This window comes from Pseudoxanthomonas sp. JBR18 (assembly GCF_028198165.1).
Taxonomy (GTDB): domain Bacteria; phylum Pseudomonadota; class Gammaproteobacteria; order Xanthomonadales; family Xanthomonadaceae; genus Pseudoxanthomonas_A.
Genome location: NZ_CP116339.1, coordinates 1,707,106 through 1,733,250, shown reverse-complemented (window position 1 = coordinate 1,733,250; position 26,145 = coordinate 1,707,106). Strand labels below are relative to the sequence as shown.

The window sequence follows — 26,145 nt, the reverse complement described above, 5'->3', positions numbered from 1 at the left end:
GCATGAGCCAGCCCACGGTCCAGCGTGACGGCGATGCCCTGGTGTTCACCGGGGCGTTGGACCGTGCCGCCGCCCAGGCCCTGTGGCCGGCCACGCAACGCGCACTGGACGGTGCGCGGCGGCTGGACCTGACCGCGGTCGCCTCGGTGGACAGCGCCGGGCTGGCCCTGCTGGTCGCCGCCGCCACGCGTCTGCGTGCCGGCGGTGCCAGCGAGGTGCAGGTGGACGGCGCACCCACTGGACTGGCCGAGCTGTGCGCGGCCTATCGCTTGACCCCCGCGTTGGACTACGTGCCCGCGCTACGGCCGGCTTGATCGGCCCTGCATGTCCCCCCACCGGGGGCGTGCCTCCCATAGGGAACTTGGAAATGAAAACGCTGCGTGTTGTCCCCGTCCTGCTGATCAGCGCCCTGCTGGGCGCCTGCGCCTCCAACAAGCCGGTCGCCTCCGCGCCACCGGCCTCTGAGGTGGTGGCTCCCGCTGATGCACCGGCACCGGCCGCTGCCGTGTCCGATCCGACGCCGGCTGCGCCGCAGGCCTCCGCCCCGGAGGCGGTCGCCGGCGCGCCAGCGCCTGCACCGACCGCCGCAGAGCAGGACTACGGCGCCATCTACGGCAGCTCGCCCTACGATCCGGTGGCCGATCCCACCCTGCCGCCGCCGGCGCCGGGCGCACCGCCCAGCTACGACCCGTGGGAAAAGTGGAACCGCAAGGTCCACCGCTTCAACAACGGCGTGGACCGTTTTGTCGCCAAGCCGCTGGCCACCGCCTACGTCAAGGTGGTGCCGCGCCCGGTGCGCAACGGGGTGACCAACTTCTTCGACAACCTCGGCCAGCCGCTGACGGTGGTCAACAGCCTGCTGCAGGGCAAGCCGGGCGAAGCCTGGGACGCGCTGGGGCGGTTTTTGATCAACACCACCGTCGGCGTGGCCGGCATCTTCGATCCGGCCAGCCGCGACAACGTGCCTAACGACAGCGAAGACTTCGGTCAGACCCTGGCGGTCTGGGGCTGGCGGCAGTCGCGCTACGTGGAGCTGCCGCTGTTCGGGCCGCGCACGGTGCGCGACACCTTCGGCCTGGTGGGCGACGCCCCGTTCTCGCCGGTGCAGCGGGTGGAAAACGACAAGGCCCGCATCTTCCTGCAGGGCCTGCAGCTGGTGGACGTGCGCACCCAGCTGATGTCGCTGGACGCGCTGCGCGCCGGCGCACTGGACGAGTACGCGCTGTTCCGCGATGGCTGGCTGCAGCGCCGCAACTACCAAATCGACGACGCCGGCCAGCGCAACAAGGACAAGAACAGCGACCTGCCGCCGTATCTGCTGGAGGACGAGGGCAACCCGACCGTGCCGATGGACGCCATGCCGACGGTGTTCCCCGCCGGCGGCGGCTGAGCTGCCCGCCGCGAACACCGGATTCCAGGAAAGAGAAAAGGCCGCCTGTCCAGGCGGCCTTTTTCATGATCGGGCCAGCCGGATGCTCAGCCGGCCAGCGCCGCGTCCACGGCCTCGACCAGACGCGGGTCGTCGGCCTCCACGTCCGGGGCGAAGCGGCCCACCACCCGGCCATCGCGGCCGATGAGGAACTTCTCGAAGTTCCACAGCACGCCCGGCGCCGGGTTGACCTTGATGTCCAGGCTCTTGAGCCTGTCGCGCATCGGGCCTTCGCCGGTGGCCACCGGCTGGGCGTTGACCAGCGCCTGGTAGAGCGGATGCACCGCGTTGCCGGCCACGGAGATCTTGGAGAACAGCGGGAAGGTCACGTCGTATTCGGTGCTGCAGAAGCTGGCGATCTCGGCGTTGCTGCCCGGCTCCTGCTCCTTGAAGTTGTTGGCCGGGAAACCCAGCACTTCCAGCCCGGCGTCCTGCTTGGCGCGATACAGCGCCTCAAGCCCGGCGTACTGCTTGGTCAGGCCGCACTTTGAGGCGACGTTGACCACCAGCAGCACCTTGCCGCGGTAGTCGCCCAGCGTCGCCGGCTGGTCTTCGATGGTCTTGAGGGGGAGGTCGTACAGGCTGGTCATTGGCGGGAGCCCAAGGTAGGAGAAAGACTGGCCGCGCAGTCTAAGCACGCAGCGCAGCGTCAGGTGTTAGCGCGGCGTGGGAATCGTGTGTCTACGGGTACGATTGCCTCGCGTACCGTACTGAGCTCCGGAAGCTACAGCTCTGCAGGAACGGGACGATGTTCAGATCCGGAAAGACAGAAAGCGGCCAAATGCTCACATGGACTGGCTCGACTATCGACTATCGACTATCGACGATCGGTTGGCTTGAGCAGCTTCTTCGAAGACGCCTTAAGACTAGGTTATAGGAAAAAAGCAATTCGATTAGCCCGCATTTTATTGACAGAAATCCCAGACAGCGCTAGAGGAGTTTCAGAATCTTCCCAGAAGTACAACTTCCAAGGGAATGGGATATGAAGGCCATGATTCTCATCGCTTGCTCTTTCGCGGCGGTCGCTTCTGCATCTGGTCAAAGTCTACTTAGCTCACCGCAGGCATCTGAGCGCTACGCGGCAGAGCGCAGCAACCAACAGCTGATGCGAATCAAAGCATTGGAGGCTCGCGGCAAAGCTGACAATTACGAGAGCTTTCGCGCCACTAAGCTTGATGCAAGCTCATTCAACTTCCCCGCAACCAAGCGAGTTCAATCTCAGGCCATCGCTGAAAGGCGTGCACAATTTCAGAACATCACCATCAACGAGACAGCAATAAATCTTGCTGCGCTTGGGTTCGATGCATCAGATGTCGCCATCGCAAGACGGGCCGGAATAGATCTTGCCGAGGTTGCTCACCATGTGTTCTCTGCATCGTCGACGCCTCAAGAGCAAGTGCTGCTTGCTGATACTGTGGTTGTAGCCCGAGCATTTCCTGATCCGATTCAATCCACCAGACAAGATGGATACCTTTCGGAACTGCGTTTTGAAGTAATGAAAAGCATCAAGGGAACCTCCTTGCAGGGAGATGAGATAAGCATCCCGTTACGGTCAGGAACCAACCCCGATGGGACGATCCTAACGGTAACCTCGGAGCTTTCAGTGGTCCCGAACGATATCTACCTGCTGATCCTTTCCAAGAACTGGTATCAGCAACTCGTCATTGAATCGGGCAAGAACCCTGCAACTCAAGAAAGTGCGTCCCTATTCTCTGCGTATCAGCTGGACGATGACAACGCTCTCTTGCATCGTTCGAGCGACCCTATTTTTGGCGGTGCGTTTCGATCGGTTGCCGAGGTCGTTCGCGTCTCCGACGCACAAAGCGATGCGCTTCACTCAAAGGACTGAGGAAAATTCAAATGGAAAGGAAGCTATCTATTACTTTTGGCTTGGCCATGACATTTGCAATGAACAGCGCTTTGGCTGCAGGACCCGTCAATGAAGCTCAGTGGCCTGGACAAGGCATCCGGCAGGGCTTTCACGATTCAATCACCAACGCTGGATGCGCATTTGCCAGTCTGGGAGCATCAAATTCTTGGAACGCGGTGAACGCCAGCTTTGCGATCGCAGCAGACCTTTTCTACACCTACCCACGCGTCCAAGACCAAACACAGGCCTTCAACTACCAATACATTACGGTGGAAGACGCGCCAAATCTTCCATCTCCCACTGCGTTGATGAAGACCCGTATTTTGAGGGATCCAGGCGGTGGCACCATCATCAATGCTGACATCTTCGTGATCAGCTCGCGGCTCGACCCAGCTTATGCGGATGACGGCGGCTTTTATTGCTTAACCTCAAGCAATGTTCCCGGTGATCAATTTGATTTCGAATCGTCCATGCTTCACGAATTCGGTCACGCGCTTGGATTTCAGGTCACCGCGGAATACTACGGCGATGTGAACTGTGCGATGTATTACGGTCTGGCCGCTGGTCAGGCGCGTAGAACGCTGTGCAACACTGAGAAACAGGAGTTCTTAGATGCATATGGCGCGCTCTAGGAATACTGCTTAGCAGCATCTTGTGCACCGCGACACTGACGATGGCCGGATGCTTTCCGTGAGGGTGTAACGGCCGCTGTCGGCTGCCGATTCGGTCGGTCAACGCAACAGCTTGTTGATATCGCTCAGCCCTCCGCTTCTTCACCGGTCGTCGCTGATTCGTCATCAGCGTCAGCACCCAGATCGCCCAGCAGGGCCTGCGACTCCGGCGCGCCGAGGCTTTCCACGCCGCGCAGCTTGCGCTGGATGGTGCGGGTCTTGCGGCTGGCCTCGCCCAGGCTGCGGCCGACGGTGGTGATCTGCTTCTCGGCCTTTTCCAGGATGCCGGCGAACTTGCCGAACTCGCCCTTCACCGCGCCCAGCAGCGCCCACACCTCGCTGGAGCGCTGCTCGATGGCCAGGGTGCGAAAGCCCATCTGCAGGCTGTTGAGCAGGGCGGTGACCGTCGTCGGTCCGGCGATGACCACGCGGTGCTCGCGCTGCAGCAGATCCACCAGCCCAGGGCGGCGGATGACCTCGGCGTAGAGCCCTTCGGTGGGCAGGAACATCACCGCGAAATCGGTGGTCTGCGGCGGGGTGATGTACTTGTCGCCGATGGACTTGGCCTGCAGGCGGATGGCGCGCTCCAGCTGCGTGCCGCTCGCACGCACGGCGTCCAGGTCGCCGGCCTCCTGTGCGTCGAGCAGGCGCTCGTAGTCTTCGTGCGGGAACTTGGAATCCATCGGCAGCCACACCGGCGCATCGTGGTCGCCGCGCCCGGGCAGGCGCACGGCGAAGTCCACCATCTCGTTGCTGTCCGCGCGCAGCTTGACGCTGCGCCCGTACTGCTCGGCGGTGAGGGTCTGCTCGAGGATGTTCTCCAGCTGCACCTCGCCCCAGCCGCCGCGCGACTTGACGTTGGTCAGCACCCGCTTGAGGTCGCCCACGCCGGTGGCCAGCTGCTGCATCTCGCCCAGGCCGCGCTGGACCTGCTCCAGGCGCTCGGAGACCAGCTTGAAGGAGGCATCCAGGCGCTCGTTGAGCGTGCCCTGGAGCTTCTCGTCCACGGTCACGCGCATCTGCTCCAGGCGGGCGGCGTTGTCGGCCTGCAGGCGCTGCAGTTGCTCGTCCAGTGTGGTGCGCATCTCGGCGATGCGCGCCTCGTTGCGCTGGGTCAGCTCGACCAGGCGCAGGCCCTGCTGCTCGCTGAAACGCGCCAGCGATTCGCCGCTCTCGGCGCGTGCCTTGCGGCCATCCTCGGCCAGCTGCTCGCGCAGGGCGGCCATGTGCGTATCGGTGCGGGCGATCAGCTCGGCCAGCTGCTGGCCGAAGGCGACGATGCGCGTTTCCTGCTGCTGGCCGAAGGCCTCCAGCTGGGTGCGCATGTCCTGCAGGCGCGCGCCGAGCAGGTCGGCGGTGCGCTGTTGGGACAGCGCGCCCTCCTCGCGTGCCTTGCGCGCGTCCTCGCCCAGGGCCTCGCGCAGCTGGTCCAGGCGCGCGTCGGTGCGGGTGGACAGGTCGGTGAGGTTGCGCGCGAACAGGTCCAGCCGCGCCTCCTGCTGGCGGCCCAGGCCTTCGAGCTGCTCGCGCAGCTCGCCACGGCCGATACGCTGCTCCTCGCGCAGGGCCTGCTCCAGGCTAGTGTTGGCGTTGCGGCGGAACAGCAGCACCAGTTGCAGGACGAGGACGGCGGCGATCAGTCCGCCAAGGATCAGGGTGTCAGGTTGCATGGGGCCAGTGTATCGGTCGCCGATCTCAGAACCTGCTTCGGGCGGCCTGGAGACGCGCGCAGCGCGCGGCCCGCCCCTACACGGACGGCCGGCCTGGATCCGGTACTGCGGTGTCGCTGCGGAGCGCTATCCTGCCCGCCCCGATCCTTGGCGCAAGGACCCGCCCATGCAGCGCAATCCCCTGCTCTTTCCCGATGACGAGAACGGCGAGGTGCTGTGGCGCCTGGCCTCGGCCGGCGACGACCTGTCGATCCCGCGCGAGATCGACTTCACCCTGGATTTCAGCGAGGAGCAGGCCGCGCTGGACTGCGGCATGTTCCTGTTTCGCAACGAGTTGAAGGTCCAGCTGGAAGCGCCCGAAGAGGGCGAGGGCGAAGGCGCGTGGACGGTGCTGGTGGTGGCCAACATGCTGCCGCGGCACGCCGAGATCACCCACTTCGAGCAGTACCTGCAGCAGGTGGCCGAGCATTTCGGCGGGCATGGCACCGGTTGGGGCTGCAGCCAGCAGGCCGGCGTCCCGGCCTGAGCCGATGGGCCTCAGCGGCGCGGGGGCGGCGCCCAGAGCCTGGCCGCCGCCCGACGCGCCGGACCGGTATTGGCCACCTGTACCGGCGTGCCGCCCGCGGCCAGGCAGTGCGCCAAATCGACGATCGCCTCGCGCGGCAGCGCGCGCAGGCTGAGGACCAGGGTCCGGCCCTGCTGCGGCACCACGCCCAGCATCGGCAGCGCGCGTCCGTAGGACCACAGTCCACGCGGCGCGGCCAGCCAGGCCCCGGCGATCTGCGACCAGGCCAGCGCAGAGGTGGTGAATAAGGTCCGGTAGCGCACGCCGGCCGGGGTCAGGACCAGTTCCACGCGCGCGGTGCCCGCCAGCAGCAGACCGGCGATGACCACGGCCACGAGCGCCAGCCCGAGGCTGCCCCGGACGCCGGCCACCCCGGCAAACACCAGCAGTGGCGCGGCCAGGCCGCCGGTGGCCAACCAAGTGGCGGCGCCGGCGCGATACCGGCGCGAGGGCGTGCTGTGCGCCGCCATGCCGTCCCTGTCCTTTTGTCCCATCGACGCGCCAGTATGGGGCCTGCCGCGCATCGCCCCATGGCGGGGCTCAGTCGAAGCCTTCCAGCACCACCTTGCCGCGGGCCTGGCCGCTTTCGATGAAGGCGTGGGCGCGGCGCAGGTTGGCCGCGTTGATCGCGCCGTAGTGCTCGCCGAAGGTCGTGCGCAGGGTGCCGGCATCGATCAGGTCGGACACGCGGGTGAGCAGGTCGTGCTGGGCCTGCATGTCCGCGGTCTGGTAGAGCGAGCGGGTGAACATCAGCTCCCAGTGCAGCGAAATGCTCTTGGACTTCAGCGGTAGCGCGTCCAGCGTGGCCGGGTCGTCGATCAGCGCCAGCTGGCCCTGCGGTGCCAGCAGCTCGACGAACTGCTCGAAATAGCTGTCGGTGTGGGTGAGGCTGGCGACGTGCTGGACCTGATCGATGCCCACCGCTTTCAACTGCGGCAGCAAGGGCTGATGGTGGTCGATCACGTGATGGGCGCCCAGTTCGGTCACCCAGGCCTGGGTCTGCGGACGCGAGGCGGTCCCCACCACGGTCAGGCCGGTGAGCCTGCGCGCGAGCTGGACCAGCATCGAGCCGACCCCGCCAGCGGCGCCGGTGACCAGCAGCACCTGTCCCTGGCCTTTGCCCTCCGGCACGCACAGCCGGTCGAACAGCAGCTCCCAGGCGGTGATGGCGGTCAGCGGCAGCGCCGCGGCATGGGCATCGTCCAGGCTCGCCGGCTTGCGCCCGACGATGCGCTCGTCCACCAGCTGGTACTCGGCATTGCTGCCGGCGCGGTCGATGGCCCCGGCGTAGTAGACCGCGTCACCCGGCTTGAACAGGGTCACCGCCGCGCCCACCGCGTCAACGGTGCCGGCCGCATCGAAACCCAGCACGCGTGGTTCGCTCACCTGCGCCCGCCGGCGCAGCTTGGTATCCACCGGATTGACCGACACGGCGTGGACCCTGACCCGCACATCGCGCGGGCCCGGCTCGGGCAGGGGCAGGTCCAGGTCGACCAGGGCCTGGGGGTCTTCGATCGGCAAGGCGGCCTGGGAATAGGCGACGGCTTTCATGGGGGAACTCCACGAGGGGGATGGCCCAGTATCTTCGGCCAGGTGTTTGCGTCCGGTAAGCGGCACAATCGAGCATCACTTTCACCGTCAGAGGGAAAATGATCCGCTTCGACGACCTGGCCCTGTTCGTGCGCACCGCCGCGCTGGGCAGCTTTTCGGCCGCCGCGCGCGAGGCCGACCTGCTGCCGGGCCAGGCCAGCGCGGCGATCAAGCGCCTGGAGCGCGAGCTCGGCCTGCGCCTGTTCGCCCGCACCACCCGCGCGCTGCGCCTGACCGCCGAGGGCGAGCAGTACCTGGACACCGCACGCGAGGTGCTCGACATGTTGCGCCAGGGCCGCGAACGCCTGCGGGGCGACGATGCGCCGCTGACCGGCACGCTGCGCCTGTCGGCCCCGTCGGACCTGGGCCGCAACGTGCTGCTGCCGTGGCTGGACGTGTTCCGCGCCGCCCATCCCCAGCTGACCCTGCAGCTGCTGTTGTCCGATCAGGTGGCCGATGTGTTCCGCGAGCCGGTGGACGCAGCCATCCGCCAGGGCCGCTTCGACGATGCGCGCTATGTGACCCTGCCGCTGCTGCCGGACAACCGCCACGTCCTGGTCGCCGCGCCGGACTACCTGGCACGGCGTGGGCGGCCGACGCGGCTGGAGGACCTGCGCGAACACGAGGCGGTGCTGTACATGGTGGGCGCGCGCGCCTACGACCGCTGGAACTTCGAGGTGGACGGCCAGCGCCAGGTGGTGCACGTGCGTGGCAGCCTGCTGAGCAACAACGCCGACATCACCCGCCAGTGGGCGCTGGCCGGGCACGGGATCGCCTACAAGTCGTGGCTGGACGTGCAGGCCGACATCGCCGCCGGTCGCCTGGAATGGCTGTTGCCCGACCACGGCGAGCCGTTTCCGATCCAGCTGGCGTGCCCGCACCGGCGTCAGTTCTCCCCGGCGGTGCGCCAGCTGCATGCCCTGCTGGCCGAGCGGCTGCAGGCGCTGTTCGCCCCGCCCTGAGTCCGCTTTCGAGGAAGCGTTGAGGGCATCGCTGCTGGGGGAGCCGCCACGGCGGCGACGAGACCTTCCCGATCAAGCCACTCGCCAATGTGCCGGACCCCACCCGTCGCCCACACCCATGGCGCTCAGGTCACGCAGGTGACCATGGCGAAGAACGCGGTGGCCTCGCCTTCGATCGTGGCGCTGAAGCCACCGGCCGGTGCATCCAGGGTGCAGGCGTTCTGCCGGGTGTGGATCGTGGACGCCAGGGCGCCGCGCGCCTGCGACCACACCGCGACCCGGCCGGCCTCGATCAGGGGGATGACGACGTAGCCGGCATCGTGCAGCGGGGCCAGCGACACCGGCTGGCAGCCCTGCGGATCGGGCGCGGCACCCTTGGCGGCATCCAGCAGCGCCTGGGCGCGCTTGGCCATGATCCGGGCCATGCGTGCGTCCAGGGGCAGGCCGTCGGCATCCTGATGGGCCAGTTTGCCCAGGGTCTGGGCGGATATCAGCAGGTGGCTGCCCTGCGGCGGGCCCTGGTAGACCGCCAGGCATGGCGCCGGGACGGCGGTCTGCACGGTGACCTCACGGGTGTCCGCAGGGGCGACGGCAGTCGCGGCGGCGAGCAGCAGGGCAAGCATGGAGTTTCCTGATCCCGGCGCAGCACGCGCCCATTCACAACGCAGGGCCGCACTGTAAACGCGGCGGCCGCCCAGCGACCAGCGGCGCCCGGCTCAGTGGCTGGGCTGGGCGCTGGGCAGCGCTGAATCACGGGCGGCGCGGGCAGCCGGCCTGTCCGGGCGGGACGGAGGGTCGGTGCGCGGCACCCGCGGCAGGCGCAGGCCGATGGCCACCTCGCCCTGGCGCGACTCGGCGAAGACCGAGCCGCCGTGCAGCTGTGCCACGGCCTTGACGATGGCCAGGCCCAGGCCGTGGTTCTGGTCGCTGCCAGTGCGCGAGGGGTCGGCCCGGTAGAAGCGGTCGAACAGATGCGCCAGCTTGTCCGGCGGGATGGGCGTGGCCTGGTTGCGCACGGTGACGCTCACCGCATCGGGCCCGTCGGCGATGTCCACGTGCACGGTGCTGCCCGCCGCGCCATGGCGCAGGGCGTTGTCCAACAGGTTGGTGATCGCCCGGGCATACAGCGACTGCTCCACGCAGGCGCGCGCGTCGCCGACGATGCGCAGCTCCAGCCCGGCGTCCTCCATGAGCATTTCCATGAATTCGGCCGACTTGGTGGTGGCCTCGTGCAGGGAGACCTCGACCAGGTCGCGGGCGGTTTCGCCCCGGTCGGCGCGGGCCAGGAACAGCATGGAGTTGATGATGTTGCGCAGGCGCTCGAGTTCTTCCAGGTTGGACTGCAGCGTGGACTCCAGCGCGTCGGTCGAGCGCGCGCGCGACAGGGTCACCTGGGTCTCGCCGATCATGTTGCCCAGCGGTGTGCGCAGTTCGTGGGCCACATCGGCGTTGAAGGCATTGAGCTGCTCGTAGGCTCGCTGCAGCCGGGCCAGCGCCTCGTTGAGCGAGACCACCAGGCCGTCCAGCTCGGTCGGCAGGTCGTCGGCCGGCAGGCGCAGGGTCAGATCACGCGCATCCAGCCGGCGTGCGTACTCGCTCAGCCGGTCCACCGGGGCCAGGCCGCGACGGGCGATCCACCAGCCGGTGGCCGAGACCGCGGCGATGGCCACCAGCGAGAGCACCACGATGCCCACCGCCAGCAGCCATTCGGCCGATTCGATGTCACGCTGCCCGGCGGCCACCATCAGGCGCACGGCGGGGCGGTCGCCCTCTGGCGGCAAGACATGGGCTACGGTGAGATAGCGCTGGCCATTGGGCAGGATGGCGTTGCCGAAGCCCTCGCCATGCTCGTCGAAGGTCGCCTGATCCAGGAACCGCTCACCCACGCGGAAGCGCGGGTCTGCGCTTTCGACCGCAAAGTAGAGGCTGCCGTCCTCTGGGGTGAAGTCGGCCAGCTTGTCGCGGAAGTACGCCCAGTGCTTCAGGTCGCTGGCCTGGTGGGACAGGCGCTCGATGATCACCAGCCGCGCGCTGAGCTCCTCACGCTTGTGGCGCTGCAGCTCGTAGGACTGGAACAGGAACAGGGAGACGGCGAGGATCGCCAGCACCACCGTGGCGGCCAGACCGAACATCAGGCCCAGGCGCGCCGCGATGGAGCGCGTGGTCACGCCGCGTCTTCCTCGCGCTGCTCCAGCACGTAGCCCATGCCGCGCACGGTGTGCAGCAGCTTGGTTTCGCCCGGGTATTCCAGCTTGGCGCGCAGGCGCTTGATCGCCACTTCCACCACGTTGGTGTTGGTGTCGAAGTTGATGTCCCACACCGTCTCGGTGATCACCGTCTTGGACAGGATCTGCGAGCGGCGGCGCGCCAGCGCGGCCAGCAGCGCGAACTCCTTGGCCGACAGGTTCAAACGGCGGCCGCGGCGGGTGGCGCGGCGCGCGAGCAGGTCGATGTGCAGGTCGCCGACCTGGATCTGGGTGGACTCGTGGGCGCGGCCGCGGCGGGTGATGGCCTGCACGCGCGCCAGCAGTTCCAGGAAGGAGAACGGCTTGATCAGGTAATCGTCCGCACCGGCGCCCAGGCCGCGCAGGCGGTCGTCGACCTGGTCGCGCGCGGTGAGCATGATCACCGGCGTGTCGCGCTGGGCACGCAGGGACTGCATCACCTGCAGTCCGTCCATGCCCGGCAGCATCACGTCCAGCACGATCGCGTCGTAGTCGCCGGTCAGGGCCAGGTGCAGGCCATCGACGCCGTTGGCGGCGTGGTCGACGCTGTAACCCTGCTCGCCCAGGCCCCGGGTCAGGTAGCCGGCGGTCTTGGGCTCGTCTTCGATGATCAGCAGTTTCATGGCGTCGTGGTAGGTGGCGGGAGCGATGCTCATGCGGCGGTCCTGTCGGAAGGTACCGGGCCAGTGTGTCCACCGGGGCCCAACGCCTTCCTGACAGTGCGCTGACGATTCTGTCAGCGGTTCAAGCAGTGTTGCACGAACCGCGCTGCCGCCTGTGAGTGAGTGCGAGCCGCCACGGCGGCGACGAGGCTTTCCCGGTTGCGCCACATCGCCGCCATGGCGGCTCCCACGACCGCCGCGTCGCCTACAGCTCGTAACGGAAGCCCAGCAGGTACTGGCGGCCGTACTTGGTGTACTCCTCGGGGAAGAACAGCCCGGTGCCGGTGCTCTCGCTGACCTCGGTGCGGAACGGCTCGTCGGTGAGGTTGTTGACCTGGCCGATCAGGGTCAGGCCCGCCAGCGCGCTGCCTTCGGGGAAAGCATAGCTGAGCTGGAAATCCAGCGTGCGTTCGCTCAGCGTGTTGCGGTACTGACGCTGGCCGAACAGCGCGCTGTATTCGCCCCGGTAGCCGTCGCGGTAGCGCTGACTCAGGCGTGCGGAGAAGCCGTGCTTCTCGTAGTACACCGTCGCGTTGGCCACGACCTTGGACAAGCCCGGAATGGTGTCGGTGCCTGCCGAGTCATCGTTGGGGTCCGGATCGATCGACGACTCGGTATAGCTCACGTTGAGCTGGGTGCCCCAGCCATCGAGCCAGTCGCCAAGCAGGCTGCCGGATAGCGCGGTGGACAGCTCGGCGCCGCGCATGTAGCCGCCGGTGCCGTTGGCCCAGGTGTTGAACGTGCCGATGTTGGAGATCGGCGTCGGCGCATCGGGGTCGGGCGTATAGCCACTGAAATCCCATTGCAGGTTCTGGCGATAGATGTAGGTCTGCAGGTTCTTGCGGAACAGCGCCAGGCCCACGTAGCTGCCTTCGCCGAAATACTTCTCGAAGGACAGGTCGAAGGCATTGGCCCGGTACGGCTCCAGGGTCGGATTGCCGCCGCTGCCCGACCACAGGCCCGCTTCTGGCCCGGTGGTGGCCACGCCGGCGCCGGCGTCGGCGCTGAGGTAGTTGATCGGCGGGCGCATCATCACCTTGGCCGCCGAGGCGCGGATCAGCCAGCCTTCGCCGAAGTCGAAGATCAGATTGGCACTGGGCAGGAAGTCGCTGTACTGCGCGCCATTGGTCAACGGCGTGATCACCGAGGTGTTGGAGGCGTTGAAACCAGTCGAGGACTGGTCGGTGGTGATGTACTGCATGCCGGCGTTGCCGCGCACGCGGATGCGGTCGGTCAGGTCCATGTCGATGTTGGCGCGCACGTAGAACGTGTTGACCTTTTCCTCGACCACGAAATCCTTGCGCTGGTCGTCGTTGGATTCGCTCAGCACCACGTCGTAGTATGGGTCCAGCAGCGCCCACGGGTTGAACGCCAGCACATTGCCCATGCCGGTGAAGTCCAGCGACACCGGCGACTGCAGCAGCGAAGGATCGACCAGCGTCGGGGTCTCGCCCGGCAGGAAGGCGAAGAACACGTCGGCCGACTTCTCCTTGGTGCGCTTGTTGAGGTTCACACCGACATCGACGCTGCGGATGACCTCGTTGTCCAGGTCATGGCTGAAATTGAAGCGACCGGCCTTGATGGTGTCCTTCTGCCGGGAGTATTCCAGGCGGCCGTCATGGTTGTAGTGCTGCGGGTCCCACAGGTACACCGCCCCGGCGTCGGCCATGTCCGGCAGCGCGAACTGCGAATAGCCCGGCGTGGTCATCAGGTCGAAGTCGATGCTCTGGCCGTCCAGGCGGCCGGCGTACAGCTCCAGCGCCGACTGGTTGCGCTTGGCGCGCGAGTAGCTGAGATCGGCGGTGAAGGTGCTGCGCTCGCCCAGTTTGAAGGCGTTGTTCCAACCGACCGAGAACAGCTTGTCCTGGCGCTGGTTGCTGTCGTTGCGCACGATCGGCTGCACGTTGTTGAGCGTGCCGCTGGTGACGACCGGATAGCCGTCCTTGTCGGTGGTCTGGGCGTTGGTGTAGCTGGTGCCCAGGCCGTTTTCGCCCACGAAATCCGAGGCGTTGGACCACATGGTCCCGTGCATGACCTCGTCCTGGTCGAACTTGGAGTAATACAGGTCCAGGATCGAATGGAACTGGTCGTTGGGCTTGAACTCGAACACGGCCATCACGCCGTCGCGCTGCAGGTCGCGCGACTTGATCCAGGCTTCGTCACCCTGCAGGGCGATGGCATTGAGCGGACGACCGGCCTGGTACGGCCCATCCCAGTCCACGCGATCCAGGTCCGCCCACCACCACGACTTGTAGTGCTGTTCCTGGAACGGCGAGTTGAGCCGCGCGATTCCCAACGCCACGCCGAAGGTGTCGTCGGCGAACTGGTCCACGTAGGACGCGCTGGCGCGATAGCCACGTGATTTTCCGTCATCGCTGAGGTCGCCCAGCGAGTTGTATTCGCCCTGACCGCCAAAGACCACGCGGCGCTCGCTCAGGTCCAGCGGGCGAATGGTCTGCAGGTCCACGGTGCCCGACAGGCCCTGGCCGATCAGCGCGGCGTCCGGGGTCTTGTACACGGTGACCGCGTTGATCAGCTCGGACGGGTACTGGTCGAACTCCACACCGCGGCTGTCGCCGGTGCTGACCTGCTCGCGCCCGTTGAGCAGCGTGCCGGCGAACTGCTCGGACATGCCGCGGATGTTGATCACCTGCGCACGGCCGTCCACGCGCTGGGTGGCCAGGCCCGGCAGGCGCGAGAGCGAGTCGGCGATGGACACGTCCGGCAGCTTGCCCAGGTCCTCGGCCGAGATGGTCTCGACGATGGAGGTGGCCTCGTTCTTCTTCTCCACCGCATTGGCGATGGCGGCGCGGATGCCGGTGACCTTGACGCTGTCCAGCGTGGTGGCCTGGTCCTGCGTGTCGGCGGACCGGGTCTGATCGCTGGCCTGCTGGGCCTGCGCCTGCACGGCCAGCAGGGCCAGGCAGCAGGCGGTGGCGAGGCGGCGCGCAACGGGCACGCCGGACGCGGAAGCACGAGGCCTCCGCATGGAAGTCTTGGTCATGTCCCCTCCCAGGGCGTTGAGCTGACAACGCTGTCATACGAGACCGTGACAGAGCGTGTCAAACGTTTTAGCTCCCGGCAAAAATCGTTTCCAGTCAGGCCAACCGCTTGCGCCGTGTATGCCTCGGCCAGATGTGCGGATATGCGGCGACGCAGCATGTCTTGCGCGCGCCACTGCGGCAGGGTGTTGGCCCGCCCGCCAGCCCCCGTTCCGATGTCCCGTCTCCTTCGCTGTGCCGTGTTGATGACCGCGCTTGTGTCCGCCAGCGCCCTGGGCGCAAGCCGGCAGGCCCGGGTCTGGCTGAGCACCAATTCCCATCAGTACACCCTGGCGCCAATGGCGCCGGCCACGCTGGGGGAGCCGCATGCCTTGCCCATCGCCGTCGAGATCGATGCCGGGTCACCGCAGCAGGCGATGGTCGGCTTCGGGGCCTCGATCACCGACGCTTCGGCCGACCTGATCCAGCAGCTCCCCGCGCACGCCCGCGCCGCGCTGCTGGACGAACTGTTCGGGCGCGACGGCGACGGGATCGGCCTGAGCTTTGCGCGGCTGACCATCGGGGCGTCCGACTTCTCCCGTCGCCACTACACCCTCGACGACACGCCGGACAACGCGCCCGATCCGACGCTGGCGCACTTCTCCATCGCGCCCAACCTGGCCGACGTGGTGCCGGTCACCCGCGCGGCGCTGGCCATCAACCCGCAGCTCAAGGTCATGGCCTCGCCGTGGAGCGCGCCTGCGTGGATGAAGTCCAACCGCAGCCTGATCCAGGGCACGCTGGACCCGGCCGCCTACGACGCCTTCGCCCGCTACCTGCTGCGCTATGTCGATGCCATGGACGGACAGGGCATCCCGATCTGGGCGCTGACCGTGCAGAACGAGCCGGATTTCGAACCCAGCAGCTACCCCGGCATGCGTCTGAACGCACCGGCCCGCGCGCGCTTCATCGGCCAGCACCTCGGCCCACTGCTGGCCGCGCGTGGCGCTGCCTCGCCGATGCTGTTCGACTGGGACCACAACTGGAGCAAGCCCGAGGAGCCGCTGGCCGTGCTCGCCGATCCCGACGCCAGGCGCTACGTGGATGCCGTGGCCTGGCACTGCTACGAGGGCAGCCCGGACGCGCAGTCGCCCGTGCACGCCGCCTACCCGGACAAGGACGTGTACATGACCGAGTGTTCCGGCGGCGACTGGGAGCCGCTGCGCAGCGGCGGCCTGGTGCTGCAGGCACGGCGGCTGATCATCGATTCGGTGCGTCACGACGCGCGCGGGGTCCTGTTCTGGAACCTCGCCCTGGATCCGCAGGGCGGCCCGCATGCCGGCGGCTGCGGCACCTGTCGCGGCGTGGTCACCATCGACCCGGCCAGCGGCCAGGTCACCCGCACCGACGACTACACCGCCCTGGCCCACGCCAGCCGCTTCGTCCCGCCCGGCGCGCATCGCGTCGCCTCCAGCGCGGCGATGGACGGCGTGGACAACGTGGCCTTCGTCAATCCCGATGGCGGCCGCGTGTTGGTGGTCGCCAACAGCGCGCCGGTGCCGCGCACCTTCTCGGTGCGCGATGGGAATCAGGGCTTCCGCTACACCCTGCCCGGCCGCAGCCTGGCGACCTTCACCTGGACGCCATCGCCGCCGTAGCGCTCAGCGCAGGTGCGTGTCCAGCCAGTCCAGCACGCGCTGCTGGACGTCGCGGCCGGCGGCCTGCTCGGTGAACCAGTGCGGCCCGCGCGGATAGGTCACCATCTCCACCGGCGTGCCATGGAACTTGAGCGCGCGATAGAACATCTGGCCCTGGCTCAGCGGCACGCGCGCGTCGGCCTCGCCGTGCAGGATCAACACCGGCGCGCTGACCCGGTCCACGTAGCGGATTGGCGAATGCGCGTCGTACTCGGCACGGTTGGTCACCGGATCGCCGAAGTAGCCCGGCGCGTAGGTCGGCACATCGGTGGTCAGCGCCGCCGCGCCGATGTCGATCACGCCCGCACCGACGATCGCGGTCTTGAAGCGCTTGGACTGGGTCACCGCCCAGGCCGACATGTAGCCGCCGTAGCTCCAGCCGCCGATGCCCAGGCGCTGCGGGTCGATCACGCCTTCGCGTTCGAGCATGTCCACGCCATCGAGCAGGTCCTGGAAGTCGGCCCCGCCCCAGTCGTGCCGGACCAGCTCGGCGAAGGCATGGCCCTGGCCTTCCGAGCCGCGCGGGTTGGGCAGGAACACCGCATAGCCGCGCGTGGACAGCAGCTGCGCCCAGTCGTGCCACGAGCCCATCCAGCCCGACCACCAGGCCTCGGCCGGGCCGCCATGCACCTGGACCAGGGTCGGCAGCGGCGTGCCCGCCTTCCAGCCGGGCGGAGTCACCAGCACCCCGGTGATGCGGCGGCCATCCTTGGATGACGTCCACGCCAGGTCGCGCACCTGCCCGTGGGCCCAGCCGGCCACCTGCGGGTTGCTGTCGGTACGTGCGGCCAGCTTGCCGCCATCCAGCGTCCACACCTCGGCCGGCTGGTCGTCGCGCAGACCGATGAAGGCGGTGCGGCCCGTGCGCGCGGTGCTGAAGCTGGGATAGGCGATCTGCGGGGTCGCCAGCGTACGCCAGGCACCGTTAGCGGCGTCGACGCGCAGGAATTCGCCACGCACCCCATGCAGGCCTTGCGCGACCAGCGTGCGGCGGTCCTGCCAGCGCGCCAGCCACAGCGTGCCGGGCCAGTCCTCGGCCAGGGCCACGCGCTTGCCGCTGGCCAAGTCATGGACGTAGATCGTGGCGACGATGCCGTAGGGCGCGATGTGACCGTAGAGCAGCCGGGTGCCGTCGGGCGAGAACTGCAGCGGGAACGCCGAGGCCAACGCTTCCAGCGGGGGGCTCAGCGTGCCGTCGGCCAGCGACAGCACCACCACGCGCGATTGATACCAGTAGCCGTTCAGCGTGGTGTCGTCGGAGACGCGCAGCGCCAGCGTCCGGCCATCCGGTGCCCAGGCCACGTCCTGCACCTGCAGGCCGGGCGGGCTCAGCACACGCGCCGTGCCGCTGGCCAGGTCCTGCACCCACAGGCGCTTGAACAGGCGGGGATGATCGACCTCGACCGCATCGTCCTTGGCGGCGATGCGCGCCTGCATGTCCGGCGAGGGCGGATCCACCGCCAGATACGCCAGCTGGCTGCCGTCGGCCGATAGGGCGAAGTTGGCGACGTCGCTGGCCGCGCGGGTCAGCGCCCTGGCGTCGTGGCCCTGCGCATCGACGCGCCAGACCTGGGTCGCCGCGGGCTTGGGCGCCGCCTCGGCAACAGGCAAGGCACGATCGGAGAGGAACAGGAGCTGGCGCCCATCGGCCGACCACTGCGGCGTGCTGTCGTCGGCCGTGCCGGCGCCGTCCAGCGGCCGCGGCGCGGCCTTGCCGGTCGCGGCGATCAGCTGCAGCTGGCGATGCGCGGGCTTGCCATCGCCCTGCGGGGTGGCCACGCCGTAGGCGATGCGCGTGCCGTCCGGGCTGATCTGCGGATCGCCCACCTGCGCCAGCGCGACGAAGTCGGCCGGCGTCGGCCGATGCGGGGCCGTGGGCGTTTGCGCCCCCGCGGACATCGCGCCCATGCCGTAGAACACGGCAAACAGACAGCGCAGCACGATCCGCTTCATGCGGCGCTCTCCTGCGAGGAAGGAACCAGATGGCGACGCAGCCAAGCCGCGCCCGTGGCCACTGCCGCGCGCGCCTGCTCGGACACCACCATCGCCTCGACGAAGCTGTGCGGGGCGCCCGGGTAGCGGCGCAGTTCGACCTGGCCGCCCGCCTCGCGCAGGCGCTGGGCCATGCTGACGCTCTGTTCGCCCAGCACATCGCGGTCGCCATAGAGCAGCAGCGCTGGCGGCAGGTCGTGCAGGTCGGCGCGCAGCGGCTGCGCCAGGGGGTCGTCGTTGGTCATCGCGTCGGGGCCCAGGTAGCTGGTCCAGAATTCTTCCATCTCGGCCACGGTCAGCAGATCCTCCGGGGTGCCCAGCCGCGCGGCGGTGTCCGAGATGCGCGTGTCGAAGGCCCCGTAGTTGAGCAGCAGCGCCCGCACGCCGGACAGGGCCTGCGCCTGGCGCAGCCGCAGCGCGCTCGCCACGGCCAAGTTGGCGCCGGCCGAATCGCCGCCCAGCGCCAGGTGCGCGGCATCGATGCCGAGCGCCTGCGCCTGCGCGCGCAGCCAGGCCAGCGCGGCCACGCACTGGTCCAGCGCCAACGGATAGCGATGCTCGGGCGCAAGCGCGTAATCGATCGCCACCACCACCGCGCCGGCCTCGTGCGCATAGGTGCGCAGCAGCCGGTCGTGCGTGTCGATGCTGAACATGCACCAGCCGCCGCCGTGGAGATAGAACAGGGCCGGAGCGACCACCGGCGCCGTGGCCGGGCGCAACACGCGTACGCGGAAGGCGTGGCCGTCGGCTTCCAGCCAATGCTCCTGGACCTGCTGCATCGACGGACCGCCCGCGCACCAGGGCGCGCGCACCTGCGCGGCGATCTGGCGTCGCTGCGGCCAGTCCAGCGCGCGGCCTGCGCGCAGGCGCGCGCCCTCCTCGCATACGTCCTCGACGAAGCGGCGCAGCTGCAGGTCCAGCGCATCCAGTGCCGCGCTCATGGCGTGTCTCCATGTTCGCGCGCGGCGAAGTCGCGCATCCAGGCCACCAGTGTGTCCTCGCCGCCGGCGCTCAGCCCGGCCAGGATCTGGGCGAAGTCGTGGCGGGCCTCGTCCTGGCCCAGCTTGAAGGTCGAGTGCCGGGCGACGATGCGGCCGCGCAGCGCGGTCACCCCCAGCGCCAGACGTGCATAGCGCTCGCCCATTTCCTCCAGCGCCCAGGCGCGGGCGCGCCCGGCTTCCATCTGCGTGACCAAGGCATCGAGTTCGTCCGCGATGTCCTGCGGCGCCTCGCTCAGCGTCACCTCCAGTTGGAACACCGCCGCGGCGTAGTTCCAGGTCGGCGCCTGGGTGCGGTCGTCCAGCCAGCTCGGGGAAACGTAGGCCTGCGGGCCCAGCACCAGCGCGGTGGCCTGCGGATCGCGTTTCAGGCGCGCGACGTGCGGATTGCGTCTGGCCAGGTGGCCCATCAAGCCGACCAGTTCGCCGGAGGCGTCCAGCTCCGCGCGCAACGGCAGCGGGCTGAAGCAGGCATCCTCGCCGCCGGCCGACACCAGCCAGGCCAGCGGCTGGGTGGCGAGCAGGCGCAGCAGGTCGTTGCTGTCGCGCGCGGCGAAGCGGCTGTCGCGGGCATGTCCCATCAGTGTGTGTCCTTGCCAAGTTCTGGGGTGGTCACCGACACCGGCGGCCAGCGGTCGCGCCACGGCGCGGCCGATTCGAGCTGCAAGGCCAGGGCCAGCAGCAGCGGCTCCTGGCCGCGGTCGGCGGCGAACTGCACGCCGATCGGCAGGCCGTCGGCGCCATGCGCCAGGGGCAGGCTGATCGCCGGGGTGCCGGCCAGGTTCTGCAGCGGCGTATAGCCCATCCAGTCGAACATGCCGGCGAACACCGCGGCAAAGTCGCCGTCCGGCGCGAAGCGGCCGATCCGCGGCGGCGGCGTGCGCAGGGTTGGGGTCAGCAGCACGTCATGGCGTGCGTGGAAGGCATGGAACGCGCCCGGCAGCGCGGCCAGCACCGCATAGGCCCGTTCCAGCTCGGCCACGCCGCAGTGGGCGCGGTTCCAGTCCGACAGGCCAACGGTGAATGGTTCCAGCGCCGCGCGCGCGCCGGCCGCGCCGAACGCGGCTTCGGCGGTTTCCAGCGCATCGGCGCCCAGGTGCGACCACAGCGTCATCGCCGCCTCGAACACCTGCGCGCCAGGCAGCGGCAGCGGCACGACTTCGACACGATGGCCCAACGCTTCGCACAGCCCGACGGCCTGCGCCAGGGCGTCGGCGACCTGCGGATCGGGCGCCACGCCCTGCAGCGTGTCGGCCGCCAGCGCGATGCGCAGCGGTCGTGCCAGCGGCGCGCTCACCGCTGCGGGCCGGTCCGGATGCAACGCGGCGAAGGCCCAGGCGCTGTCGCGCACGCTGCGCGACATCAGGCTGTCGGCGACGATCAGGTCCTCGATCGGATGGCGCGCCCGTACGCGCACCGTGGTGCCGCGGCCGGGCTTGAGGCCCACCACGCCGCAGGCCGAGGCGGGAATGCGGATCGACCCGGCGCCGTCGCTGCCATGCGCCAGCGGCACCACGCCTGCGGCCAATGCCGCGCCCGCACCGCCGCTGGAGCCGCCCGGCGAATGCGCCAGCGACCACGGGTTGCGCGTGACCGGACCGAGCAGCGGTTCGGTCACGCCCATCAGGCCGAACTCCGGCATCGCGCTCTTGCCCAGCGCGACCAGGCCCGCGTCGGCGCAGCGTTGCGCGAAGGCGTGCTGGTCGGTGGCCGGCGCGCTGGTGCGGCTGCGCGAACCGCCGCGGGTCGGCATGCCGATCACGCGCAGCGAGTCCTTCGGCAGCCACGGCACGCCGCGCATCGGGGCCTGCGCATCGGGACGCGACAGCGCGTCGGCCTGCGCCAGCGCGCGTGCGAAATCGGTATGGCTCAGCGCGTCCAGCGTTGGCGCGAAGTGCCGCGCGCGGGCAATCGCCGCGGCGGTCAGTTCGGCCGGCGACAGTTCGCCACGTGCGAGCAACGCGGCCTGGTCGTGCGCATCGAGGCGCCCCAGCGAGCACGCCTGGGACAAGGGGACTTCAGGGAAAGACATCAGGATTCCGGGGATGGCGGGTTCACATGCGCCAGGCGCCGGGCGTGGCGCTGGCCGTAGAAGAAGTAGATGAGCGCGCCGGCCAGCACGTAGCCGGCCAGGATCAGCGCAGGCAGCGGATCGCCGCGACGCACCTGCTGGATCATGTCGCCCAGCACCGGCGCCATCATGGTCAGGCACAGCACGATGCCCAGCACCGGCACGGTGCCGATCCAGGCCTTGCCGATCCACACACCGCCCAGCGGCACGCGGAAGCCGCCGACCAGTTCCGGGCGCACCGAGCGCAGCCACATCACCGCGATGCACACCACGATGAAGGCCGAAGCGATGCCCAAGCAGATCAGGTCACCGAGCACCCCGATGGGCAGCAGCGCCGCCAGCACGGCGGCGATCACGCCGAAGGTCAGGTTGCCCAGCCACGGCGTGCGACGGGTCTTGTGCACATGGGCGAACAGCTTGGGCAGCAGGCCGTCGCGGCCGATATTCACCGCCACACGCGACACGCCATAGCCATTGGCCAGCAACACCGAACCCAGCCCGGTGAGCGCACCAATCTTGATCAACACCGCGAACCACGGCCAGCCCATGCGATCCACCGCCACCGCGACCGGATCGGGCACGCCCAGCTCGCGGAACGGCACGATGCCGGTCAGCACCGCGCCGGCGGCGATGTACAGCAGCGTGCACACCACCAGCGAACCGAGGATGCCGAACGGCACATCGCGACGCGGATTGCGAGTCTCCGAGGCAGCCATCGAGACGGTTTCGAAGCCCAGGTAGGCGAAGAACAGCATCGCCGCCGCACGCAGCACGCCCGGCCAGCCGTACGCAAAGCCGCCTTCGTTGGGCGGCAGGAACGGCTGCCAGTGCGCGCCGTCGACATAGCGCGCGCCGACCACGATGAACGACACCAGCACGGCGACCTTGATCACCACCAGCACCGCGTTGACCAGCGCCGACTGGCTGACCCCGGCGATCAGCACGCAGGCGGTGACCAGCACCGCCAGCGCCGCGACCAGGTTGATGCCGCCGCTGCCGGCCAGCACGGTATGGCCGTCCTGCTGGAGCGCGGTGAGGGTGGAGGTGGCCAGCCATGCCGGCACGTGCACGCCGACATCGCCGAGCAGGCTGGTCAGGTATCCGGCGAAACCCGCCGCCACCGCCGAGGCCGACAGCACGTATTCCAGGATCACCATCCAGCCCAGCGCCCAGGCACAGCCCTCGCCCAGGGTCACATAGCAATAGCTGTAGGCCGAACCGGACACCGGGATCACCGAGGACAGCTCGGCGTAGCACAGCCCGGTGAAGCCACAGGCCAGCGCGGCCAGCATGAAGGACAGCAGCACCGCCGGGCCGGCGAAGCTAGCCGCGGCCTCGCCGGTCATCACGTAGATCCCGGCGCCGAGGATGTTGGCGATGCCGAGGATCAACAGACTGCCGGCACCGAGCTTGCGCTGCAGGCCGGCGCGTTCGGTATCGGCCACCACCACGTCGATCGACTTGCGGTGCAGGGCTTGGCGCCAGCGGTCCAGCGGGCGGGAGGCATCAGCCATGGCGGGGATCCTGGGTGTCATGGGACGTGCGTGCGCTGTCGCGCGCATCGATGGCGAAGGAGACGGACAGGTCGTGGAAGCTCAAGCGGCGCATCGAATCGATCCGGGCCGGTGCGCCGCGACGCGGCGACGCATCGGCCCGCTGGCGGCTCAGTACTTCCAGTGCACCGTCATGCCGACGGTGCGCGGCCGCACGATGCCCTGGCCGATGCCGTTGACCTCGGCCACTTCCCGGGTGACCCCGCGCTTGTCGGTCAGGTTGGTGCTCCACAGGCTGACCTCGGTACCGCCGAAGGTCATGCTGTAGCGCAGGTCGAACAGGTTGTAGTTGCCCTGCACGTTCGGCGTCACGCCCGGCACGGCCGAGTTGAGGTCGCTGATGCCGCTGGACAGGTATTGGTGCGAGAGCGATACGGTCGGCGCATAGGCCGCATCGAAGTAGTAGCGCAGCGTGTTGTTGACCGACCAGTCGGCCGAGCCCGGCAGCTGCGAGCCAGCCGGCGCGGTGCCGTAGTAGAGGATGAACAGATCCTCATCCAGGCGCGCGTGTTGCCAGGTCACGCTGCTTGCCCACTCGAACTGGCCGCTCGGGCGCCACTGCGTGGACAGCTCGATGCCGCGGCTGTACGCCTTGCCGCCGTTGGCCGCGTAGTTGTAGAAATCCGGCGTCTGCAGGCGCAGCTGGATGTCCTTCCAGTCGACGTAGAACGCGGTGGCATCCAGCAGGAAGCGGCCATCTGCCCAGCTGGTGCGCGTGCCCAGCTCGTAGTTGACCAGGCTGTCGGACTTGGAGCCGGACGGGATCGGATAGGCGCTCAGCCCGCTGGTGTTGGGCGTGCCGAAGCGGAAGCCTTCGGACACCAGGCCGTAGAACATGACGTTCCCGTTGGGCGTGTAGGACAGCGAGACCTTGGGATTGAAGCCGTCCTCCTTGGTCTGCGACGGGGTGACGATCGGATTGCCCGGATAGGTGGAGAAGCCGACCTGGGTGGAGATCGACTCGATCTTGGTGCGGAACAGGCGGCCGCCGACGGTCAGCTTCCACTCGGGGGTGAAGGAGAACGACCCTTCGCCGAACAGCGCCGCTTCCGAGCCGTCCAGGTGCGTGTAGAAGGCATTGAAGATGCGGCCATCCGGCGCGATCACCGCACCGGCGCCCGGGCCGTACAGCGAGGAGTTGTCGAAGGCCGCGGCCGCGCCGTCGGCGCCGATGGTTTCGTACAGGTCCTTGCTGGTGTCGAAGTACATGCCGCCGACCAGCCACTCCAAGCGGCTGCCGGTGTCAGAGGCCAGGCGGACTTCCAGGCTCTTGCCGGTGCTCTCGCCGCCGGAATAGATCGCCAGCGGACTGGTCAGGTCCAGATCCAGGTCGGCGTTGTAGGCGCCGCGGATCGGCGTGTAGTCGAAGCGCCAGTCCTGCTTCTTCTTCTGGTAGGCCAGCAGCGCGGTCAGCGTCATGCCATCCAGGTCCTGGTCCAGGCGCAGGCTGTGCACGGCCACCTTGGTGTTGGTGTACTCGGGGACAGCGGTGTTGCGGGTCAGGTCGGCCAGGCCCTCGATCTGGTAGGCGTTATCGTCCGAGTCGGTGTTCTGCAGCAGGCTCAACCACGATAGCGTGGTGCCTTCGGCCGGGGTCAGCACCGCGGAGAAGCGCCCGCCGGCCAGCTTGGTGGTGTTGGCGCCCTGCTTGCCGGTGCCGATGTTGTCCAGGTAGCCCGGATCGTCGCGGTACTGGGCCACGGCGCGGAACGCCAGCAGGTCCTGCTTGACCGGCACGTTGACCATGGCCTTGGCGCCGAAGCCGACATCGGCGTTCTTGGTCTGGCTCACCGTGGCCTCGGCCGCCGCGTCGAAGCCGCTCGTATCGGCCACGTTGGCGATGTAGTTGATCGCGCCGCCCATTGAGGCCGAGCCGAACAGCGTGCCCTGCGGGCCGCGCAGCACCTCGACGCGGTTGAGGTCGAAGGTGTCGATGTCGGGCACCACGATGGTCCAGCCCGGCTCGGTCAGCGGCACCTCGTTGAGGAAGAAGCCAGTGGTGGCCTGGCCCTGCACGTTGCCCGCGCTGGTGGCGATGCCGCGCATCACCACCTGCGACACGCCCGGCTGGTAGCTGTTGAACACCACCCCCGGGGTGCGCTGGATGTAGTCGGACAGGCTCTGCGCGCCCAGCGCGTCCAGTTCGGCCGCGGTGACGGCGCTGACCGAGCCGGCGATCTCGCGCACCGACTCGTTGCGCTTGCCGGCGGTGACGACGATGGTCTCAAGCTCCTTGGTCTGCGGCGTGGCGGCGCTGTCGCTGTCCTGGGCGAAGGCTGGCGTGGCGCTGGACACGGCGAAACCAAGCAGACAGGCGGCGCGCACGGCGCGGGAGAGAGCGGTGATCGGCAACGACTTCATGGCGGACGGTCCCCTTTGGACGGTTGGCGGGTTGGCGGAACCTCCGATGTCCCCCTGATGGCCAGCGCGACCTCCCCATCGCCTGGCAGCGAACTCCTGCTCGAGACCAGTAGTAGGTGAAATTACAAACCGCGTCCAGCAGAAACCACGGAGCCTTTCACGCGCTCAATTAATTGATCTAGAAAGGAATTTATTCCGCGCACGCCGCAGGAACGGCGGGTTACCATCGGCAATAACGCAGGATCTGCAGTCCCGGCCCGCCAATTGCGCACATCGTGCAGCGTGGCGGGCGGCCCCACCGCCACAAGAACCCCGCCATGTCAGCCAAATTGCCCGATCGCACCGACCTGAAGATCCTCGACGTGCTGCAGCAGGATGCACGGATCACCAACCAGGCCCTGGCCGACCGGGTCGCGCTGTCGCCCAGCGCGTGTCTGGCGCGGGTGCGGGCGCTGGAGCAACGCGGCCTGATCCGCAGCTACCGCGCCCATGTCGCGGTGGACCGGATCCGCTCGGCGACCATCGTGCTGGCGCAGGTGAGCTTCAAGCAGCACGCCCTGGACGAGTTCACCGAGTTCGACCGCCGCATCCTTGAGATGCCCGAGGTGGTCGAGGCCAGCCGCGTCTCCGGGTCCTACGACTACCTGCTGCGGGTGATCGTGCACGACGTGCACCACTGGAAGGACATCGCCCGCGCCCTGCTGGGCGGCGACTACGGCGTGGAGAAGATCGTCTCCCACTTCCTGATGGACGAGGTCAAACCGTTCTCCGGCTACCCCCTGACGTTGAACGCACCGCGCGCCTGATCGCCGACGCTGTTGCCCGCGCTGCCGAGCCAGCGCTGACCG

At 68.4% G+C, this 26,145-nt stretch carries 22 protein-coding genes; 8 read left to right on the top strand and 14 right to left on the bottom strand.

Annotated features, from left to right (window positions below):
- Positions 1-2 precede the first annotated feature (2 nt).
- Together PJ250_RS07895 and PJ250_RS07890 are read left to right on the top strand one after the other, a co-directional pair.
- Positions 3-314 (top strand): STAS domain-containing protein, encoded by a 312-nt coding sequence (locus tag PJ250_RS07895; protein WP_271648036.1) that lies wholly within the window; start codon positions 3-5, stop codon positions 312-314.
- A gap of 53 nt (positions 315-367) precedes the next feature.
- The gene (locus PJ250_RS07890; protein WP_271648035.1) at positions 368-1,390 is read left to right on the top strand and encodes an MlaA family lipoprotein; all 1,023 of its coding nucleotides are present in this window, start codon (positions 368-370) and stop codon (positions 1,388-1,390) included.
- A gap of 86 nt (positions 1,391-1,476) precedes the next feature.
- On the opposite strand, the gene PJ250_RS07885 is transcribed toward PJ250_RS07890, so the two are convergent.
- The gene (locus PJ250_RS07885; protein ID WP_271648034.1) at positions 1,477-2,019 is read right to left on the bottom strand and encodes a glutathione peroxidase; all 543 of its coding nucleotides are present in this window, start codon (positions 2,017-2,019) and stop codon (positions 1,477-1,479) included.
- A gap of 392 nt (positions 2,020-2,411) precedes the next feature.
- Between PJ250_RS07885 and PJ250_RS07880 the strand changes: the two genes are divergently transcribed.
- Entirely contained in the window at positions 2,412-3,278 is an 867-nt protein-coding gene (locus tag PJ250_RS07880) for a hypothetical protein (RefSeq protein WP_271648033.1), read from the top strand.
- An 11-nt stretch (positions 3,279-3,289) separates the two neighbouring features.
- Entirely contained in the window at positions 3,290-3,931 is a 642-nt protein-coding gene (locus PJ250_RS07875; RefSeq protein WP_271648032.1) for a hypothetical protein, read from the top strand.
- Between the two features lie 125 nt (positions 3,932-4,056).
- Here PJ250_RS07875 and rmuC read toward each other — a convergent pair whose 3' ends face one another.
- Positions 4,057-5,640 (bottom strand): DNA recombination protein RmuC, encoded by a 1,584-nt coding sequence (gene rmuC / locus PJ250_RS07870; protein WP_271648031.1) that lies wholly within the window; start codon positions 5,638-5,640, stop codon positions 4,057-4,059.
- 166 nt (positions 5,641-5,806) lie between these two features.
- Here rmuC and PJ250_RS07865 point away from each other — a divergent pair, with 166 nt between their 5' ends.
- Complete coding sequence (locus tag PJ250_RS07865) at positions 5,807-6,166, top strand: ribonuclease E inhibitor RraB (protein WP_271648030.1); 360 nt, start codon at positions 5,807-5,809, stop codon at positions 6,164-6,166.
- A gap of 11 nt (positions 6,167-6,177) precedes the next feature.
- On the opposite strand, the gene PJ250_RS07860 is transcribed toward PJ250_RS07865, so the two are convergent.
- Together PJ250_RS07860 and PJ250_RS07855 are read right to left on the bottom strand one after the other, a co-directional pair.
- Entirely contained in the window at positions 6,178-6,675 is a 498-nt protein-coding gene (locus PJ250_RS07860) for a PH domain-containing protein (RefSeq protein WP_271648029.1), read from the bottom strand.
- A gap of 70 nt (positions 6,676-6,745) precedes the next feature.
- Positions 6,746-7,756 (bottom strand): zinc-binding alcohol dehydrogenase family protein, encoded by a 1,011-nt coding sequence (locus tag PJ250_RS07855; protein WP_271648028.1) that lies wholly within the window; start codon positions 7,754-7,756, stop codon positions 6,746-6,748.
- Positions 7,757-7,854: 98 nt separating this feature from the next.
- Here PJ250_RS07855 and PJ250_RS07850 point away from each other — a divergent pair, with 98 nt between their 5' ends.
- A complete protein-coding gene (locus PJ250_RS07850; RefSeq protein WP_271648027.1) occupies positions 7,855-8,757 on the top strand; it encodes a LysR family transcriptional regulator in 903 nt (300 codons plus the stop codon).
- A gap of 125 nt (positions 8,758-8,882) precedes the next feature.
- On the opposite strand, the gene PJ250_RS07845 is transcribed toward PJ250_RS07850, so the two are convergent.
- The 4 genes from PJ250_RS07845 to PJ250_RS07830 all read right to left on the bottom strand — a co-directional run bounded on the left by PJ250_RS07845 (position 8,883) and on the right by PJ250_RS07830 (position 14,648).
- The gene (locus PJ250_RS07845) at positions 8,883-9,380 is read right to left on the bottom strand and encodes a hypothetical protein (RefSeq protein WP_271648026.1); all 498 of its coding nucleotides are present in this window, start codon (positions 9,378-9,380) and stop codon (positions 8,883-8,885) included.
- Positions 9,381-9,473: 93 nt separating this feature from the next.
- Entirely contained in the window at positions 9,474-10,925 is a 1,452-nt protein-coding gene (locus tag PJ250_RS07840) for a heavy metal sensor histidine kinase (protein ID WP_271648025.1), read from the bottom strand.
- Positions 10,922-11,605 (bottom strand): heavy metal response regulator transcription factor, encoded by a 684-nt coding sequence (locus PJ250_RS07835; protein ID WP_271648566.1) that lies wholly within the window; start codon positions 11,603-11,605, stop codon positions 10,922-10,924. Before PJ250_RS07835 ends, PJ250_RS07840 begins: the two co-directional genes overlap by 4 nt.
- A gap of 244 nt (positions 11,606-11,849) precedes the next feature.
- Positions 11,850-14,648, bottom strand: a complete 2,799-nt coding sequence (locus tag PJ250_RS07830; protein ID WP_271648024.1) for a TonB-dependent receptor — start codon at positions 14,646-14,648, stop codon at positions 11,850-11,852.
- A gap of 243 nt (positions 14,649-14,891) precedes the next feature.
- Here PJ250_RS07830 and PJ250_RS07825 point away from each other — a divergent pair, with 243 nt between their 5' ends.
- Entirely contained in the window at positions 14,892-16,283 is a 1,392-nt protein-coding gene (locus tag PJ250_RS07825; RefSeq protein WP_271648023.1) for a glycoside hydrolase family 30 protein, read from the top strand.
- Positions 16,284-16,286: 3 nt separating this feature from the next.
- On the opposite strand, the gene PJ250_RS07820 is transcribed toward PJ250_RS07825, so the two are convergent.
- The 6 genes from PJ250_RS07820 to PJ250_RS07795 all read right to left on the bottom strand — a co-directional run bounded on the left by PJ250_RS07820 (position 16,287) and on the right by PJ250_RS07795 (position 25,297).
- On the bottom strand, positions 16,287-18,275 hold the full coding sequence (locus PJ250_RS07820; protein ID WP_271648022.1) for a S9 family peptidase: 1,989 nt from the start codon (positions 18,273-18,275) through the stop codon (positions 16,287-16,289).
- The gene (locus PJ250_RS07815) at positions 18,272-19,255 is read right to left on the bottom strand and encodes an alpha/beta hydrolase (protein ID WP_271648021.1); all 984 of its coding nucleotides are present in this window, start codon (positions 19,253-19,255) and stop codon (positions 18,272-18,274) included. The genes PJ250_RS07820 and PJ250_RS07815 overlap by 4 nt, the downstream gene beginning before the upstream one ends.
- Positions 19,252-19,893, bottom strand: coding sequence for an FMN-binding negative transcriptional regulator (locus PJ250_RS07810; RefSeq protein ID WP_271648020.1), 642 nt, complete (start codon positions 19,891-19,893; stop codon positions 19,252-19,254). Before PJ250_RS07810 ends, PJ250_RS07815 begins: the two co-directional genes overlap by 4 nt.
- The gene (locus tag PJ250_RS07805) at positions 19,893-21,344 is read right to left on the bottom strand and encodes an amidase family protein (RefSeq protein WP_271648019.1); all 1,452 of its coding nucleotides are present in this window, start codon (positions 21,342-21,344) and stop codon (positions 19,893-19,895) included. The genes PJ250_RS07810 and PJ250_RS07805 overlap by 1 nt, the downstream gene beginning before the upstream one ends.
- Entirely contained in the window at positions 21,344-22,897 is a 1,554-nt protein-coding gene (locus PJ250_RS07800) for an APC family permease (RefSeq protein ID WP_271648018.1), read from the bottom strand. The genes PJ250_RS07805 and PJ250_RS07800 overlap by 1 nt, the downstream gene beginning before the upstream one ends.
- A gap of 150 nt (positions 22,898-23,047) precedes the next feature.
- Positions 23,048-25,297 carry a TonB-dependent receptor gene (locus PJ250_RS07795; RefSeq protein ID WP_271648017.1) on the bottom strand — a complete coding sequence of 750 codons (2,250 nt, stop codon included), beginning with the start codon at positions 25,295-25,297 and terminating at the stop codon, positions 23,048-23,050.
- A gap of 317 nt (positions 25,298-25,614) precedes the next feature.
- Here PJ250_RS07795 and PJ250_RS07790 point away from each other — a divergent pair, with 317 nt between their 5' ends.
- The gene (locus PJ250_RS07790) at positions 25,615-26,103 is read left to right on the top strand and encodes an Lrp/AsnC family transcriptional regulator (RefSeq protein WP_271648016.1); all 489 of its coding nucleotides are present in this window, start codon (positions 25,615-25,617) and stop codon (positions 26,101-26,103) included.
- The last annotated feature ends 42 nt before the right edge of the window (positions 26,104-26,145 follow it).